This window comes from Curvivirga aplysinae, from assembly GCF_009711445.1.
Lineage (GTDB): Bacteria > Pseudomonadota > Alphaproteobacteria > UBA8366 > Aestuariispiraceae > Curvivirga > Curvivirga aplysinae.
In genome coordinates this window covers 1-3,038 of sequence record NZ_SMMC01000038.1, presented here as the reverse complement: position 1 = coordinate 3,038, position 3,038 = coordinate 1, and the positions used below count along the sequence as shown (strand labels likewise).

Here is a 3,038-nt window from a genome sequence, read left to right as displayed (position 1 = left end):
ATCTTTGCCAATATCTATTTATATTCGTTAAAAAATCAGATATGAAATCTAGGTTCTATTTTAACATGAGATTTTATTCAGAACCATCCGTAAAAGGCCTATTATGCAAAATAAAGACGAAAAACAAGGAAATCCGTTATGGGAATTCTCTCTTAAGGCATATGGCAAAGATCAACTGGCTCAAAACTGTCTAATTTTACAAGATGAATATGCGTTAGATGTGAATCTGATTCTCTTATTTGTTTGGACTGGATTATCTGGTGCCAAATTAACCGATGAATCTACCGAAACATTAATTCGCCATGCGAAAGCTTGGTGCGAAACCACTATTGAACCATTAAGAACTATCCGTCGTACTTTAAAAAATGATATAGGCGCTGTGACTCAAATGATGAGCGCTGATTTTCGTGAAGATATAAAAGCAATAGAATTAGCAGCTGAAAAAATTCAGCAAGACATGCTTATGAATGTGCTTGTAAAACTGACAGCTGTTAATGCTCTCGAAGGGGATCGCAAATCTGTGGCGCGTCGAAATCTTCTGACTTATTTGCAAATACAACAGATTAAAGTAGACACACAAATCCGGGAAAGTTTCGAAAGTATTCTGACTATATCAGAGCAAGTTTTCCTGTCTTTACAATTAGCTGAGAATGAAAATGAGGAAGCCTAGGACTTCCTCAATTTACTTTACCCTTTAATCAGATCAAACCCTTCGTCAATCCATCCAGTTATGCCACCAGGCATGGTTTTTACGGCACGGTTAAGTTTGGCGAGACGAATGGCTGCACGCATGGCACCGTTGCAATGTGGGCCTGCGCAGTAAACGACAAATAAAGTATCATCAGGCCATTCTTTCATCTTACGCTCTATGATTTTGCCATGTGGTAAGTTTAATGCACCGTTAATATGTCCTTTCTCATAAAGAGCGGGGCCACGTACATCTAATAATACAAAATCTTGTTTGTCGTTGTTGAGGGCGTCATGAACATCCCAGCAATCTGTTTCATATGACATCATTTCTTCAAAGTAATTTAAAGCAAATTCGGATTTAGCTGCTTTAACTTCGCTAACTGCAGATTTCATTTTCTTCTCCTTTATTAATGGCGGTTTAAGAGATTTTAGAAAAACTGCTCCTTTTCATAAATTGGCGTAATTGACATTTGTCGTTAATAAAGTGACAATCTTGAAATGAAAGAAACAAATTCACTCGTATGCGTTCTACTTAGTGAGAATGTGCATCTATTTGAGCTAGGAATAGCAACAGAAGTTTTCGGCTTGTCTCGGCCTGAGTTTAATCATTGGTATGATTTTAAAATAATTGCCACGAATGATGATGTTCAAAAAGCGATAGGAGGTCTGGTACTTAAGGCTGAATATAACTTGGATGCTCTTAAGCAAGCTTCGTTGATCCTTATTCCCGGATGGTCTAGTGAGGCTCCGACAGTTTCGAAAGAGATAAAGCAATTGCTTATTGAGGCGGCTGATAATGGCTGTCGTTTCGCATCTATTTGTTCAGGTGTGTTTCTATTAGCTGAATTAGGTTTTCTTAACGGGAAATCAGCGACAACACACTGGCGATATACAGATAAACTTCAGAAATTATATCCCTCAGTAAATGTAAATCCCAATGTTTTGTATGTTGATGAAGGGCAATTTTTAACCTCGGCGGGCTCTGCTGCGGGCATAGACCTTTGTTTACATTTAGTGAGACAGGACTTTGGTCATGAAAAAGCAAATATTGTTGCGAGACGATTGGTTTTACCTGCGCATCGTGAAGGTGGACAGGCGCAATTTATCCCACGCCCTATTCCAAAAGAAAGGGGAGGACATATTTCATCACTCCTTGATGAAATACGTTTGAAGCTTAATCAAGAATGGACCGTTGAAACTATGGCTGATAGAGCAGGACTATCGAAACGTACTTTGCTGCGCCGGTTTAAAGAGACTATTGGCGAAAAGCCACATAGCTGGTTGACATCTGAGCGTATTGAACGCGCCAAGGAGCTATTGGAAGTAACGGAGTTATCTATAGCAGAAATAGCAGAGGCCTCTGGTTTAGTAACACCCGAAACATTGCGTCATCATTTTCGACAAAAGGTGGGAGTTAGTCCCACCCGTTATCGACAAGAATTTCATAGAAAAGAATAAGTTTGGTGACTTATTCTGCTATTGGATCATTGAGTTCTTTGAATTCATTAGAACCTTCATCAGCATTAGGAAGGCCTTTAGCTGGTGCAATCTTACCAACATCATCGGGGCTATAGCTGTCATTCGCCATTTTCTTACGTGTTTGGCGATAAGCACTACGCATGGTCGCGTATAAATCTAATGAGGACTCTTTTAGTGTATCAAAACGCTCAATATTTGCTGCACGGAAGTCAAGGATGAAAAGGCCCATATGGATATAACCCCATTTTTCATGGCCATCCATTTGTTCCCATTGGGTAACCGGGTTCACAGCAAAATATTCAAGTGCGTCACCAGTTGCATGACGTGCATTATACGAACCTAAGAAAGGAACAACAACATAAGGTCCTTCTGGCACGCCCCATTTCGCAAATGTTTGTCCAAGATCAGCGGAACGATTCGGGGATACCAGCTTCGGTAGCAGCATCATTAAAACCAAGCGTAATGGTATTTAACAAGAAGCGCCCTGTTGTGTCGCCTGCATATTCAAATTCGCCTTGGAGGATTTGCGCAATGAAAGTCATTGGTAAACGTAAATAATCCAATAGATTGGAAATGCCGTTACGGATAAATTCTGGCACGACAGCAACATAACCTTTTGCCACAGGACCCAAGAATACATCGTCAATGAATAAGTTGAAATCGAAAATCACTCGATTCATTGGTTCCAATGGGTCGTTGATTTCCTCATAACGAGCACGCTCTTCAGGGTCAGATGGAGGTGTAGCACAACCAACCAAAACCGCTGAGAGAACAACGATACCAAAAAGCTGAAATAGCTTATTTTTCAATTTAATAAGTGCCATTTTTCGATCCATTAGGCTTAGTATTCAGAATCCCCTTTTAACGGT

The 3,038-nt window shown here is 40.1% G+C and carries 5 protein-coding genes; 2 read left to right on the top strand and 3 right to left on the bottom strand.

The genetic code is table 11. The features are described 5' to 3' along the window. Positions 1 to 103: 103 nt before the first annotated feature. Positions 104 to 670, top strand: a complete 567-nt coding sequence (locus tag E1160_RS00350; RefSeq protein ID WP_155153007.1) for a TIGR02444 family protein — start codon at positions 104 to 106, stop codon at positions 668 to 670. Between the two features lie 17 nt (positions 671 to 687). On the opposite strand, the gene E1160_RS00345 is transcribed toward E1160_RS00350, so the two are convergent. Beyond that, entirely contained in the window at positions 688 to 1,083 is a 396-nt protein-coding gene (locus E1160_RS00345) for a rhodanese-like domain-containing protein (RefSeq protein WP_155153006.1), read from the bottom strand. 105 nt (positions 1,084 to 1,188) lie between these two features. Between E1160_RS00345 and E1160_RS00340 the strand changes: the two genes are divergently transcribed. Further along, positions 1,189 to 2,148: a helix-turn-helix domain-containing protein gene (locus E1160_RS00340; RefSeq protein WP_155153005.1), complete on the top strand. Its 960-nt coding sequence runs from the start codon at positions 1,189 to 1,191 to the stop codon at positions 2,146 to 2,148. A 10-nt stretch (positions 2,149 to 2,158) separates the two neighbouring features. On the opposite strand, the gene E1160_RS00335 is transcribed toward E1160_RS00340, so the two are convergent. Continuing rightward, positions 2,159 to 2,614, bottom strand: a complete 456-nt coding sequence (locus E1160_RS00335) for an MlaA family lipoprotein (protein ID WP_218048611.1) — start codon at positions 2,612 to 2,614, stop codon at positions 2,159 to 2,161. Then, positions 2,574 to 2,993 (bottom strand): MlaA family lipoprotein, encoded by a 420-nt coding sequence (locus tag E1160_RS00330; protein WP_218048610.1) that lies wholly within the window; start codon positions 2,991 to 2,993, stop codon positions 2,574 to 2,576. Before E1160_RS00330 ends, E1160_RS00335 begins: the two co-directional genes overlap by 41 nt. Positions 2,994 to 3,038: the final 45 nt, after the last annotated feature.

What these genes read in the sequence shown, in the direction of transcription:
- E1160_RS00350 (WP_155153007.1), top strand. Translation starts at nt 104, where the DNA reads ATGCAAAATAAAGACGAAAAACAAGGAAATCCGTTATGGGAATTCTCT.
- E1160_RS00345 (WP_155153006.1), bottom strand. Translation starts at nt 1,083, where the DNA reads ATGAAATCTGCAGTTAGCGAAGTTAAAGCAGCTAAATCCGAATTTGCT.
- E1160_RS00340 (WP_155153005.1), top strand. Translation starts at nt 1,189, where the DNA reads ATGAAAGAAACAAATTCACTCGTATGCGTTCTACTTAGTGAGAATGTG.
- E1160_RS00335 (WP_218048611.1), bottom strand. Translation starts at nt 2,614, where the DNA reads ATGCTGCTACCGAAGCTGGTATCCCCGAATCGTTCCGCTGATCTTGGA.
- E1160_RS00330 (WP_218048610.1), bottom strand. Translation starts at nt 2,993, where the DNA reads ATGGCACTTATTAAATTGAAAAATAAGCTATTTCAGCTTTTTGGTATC.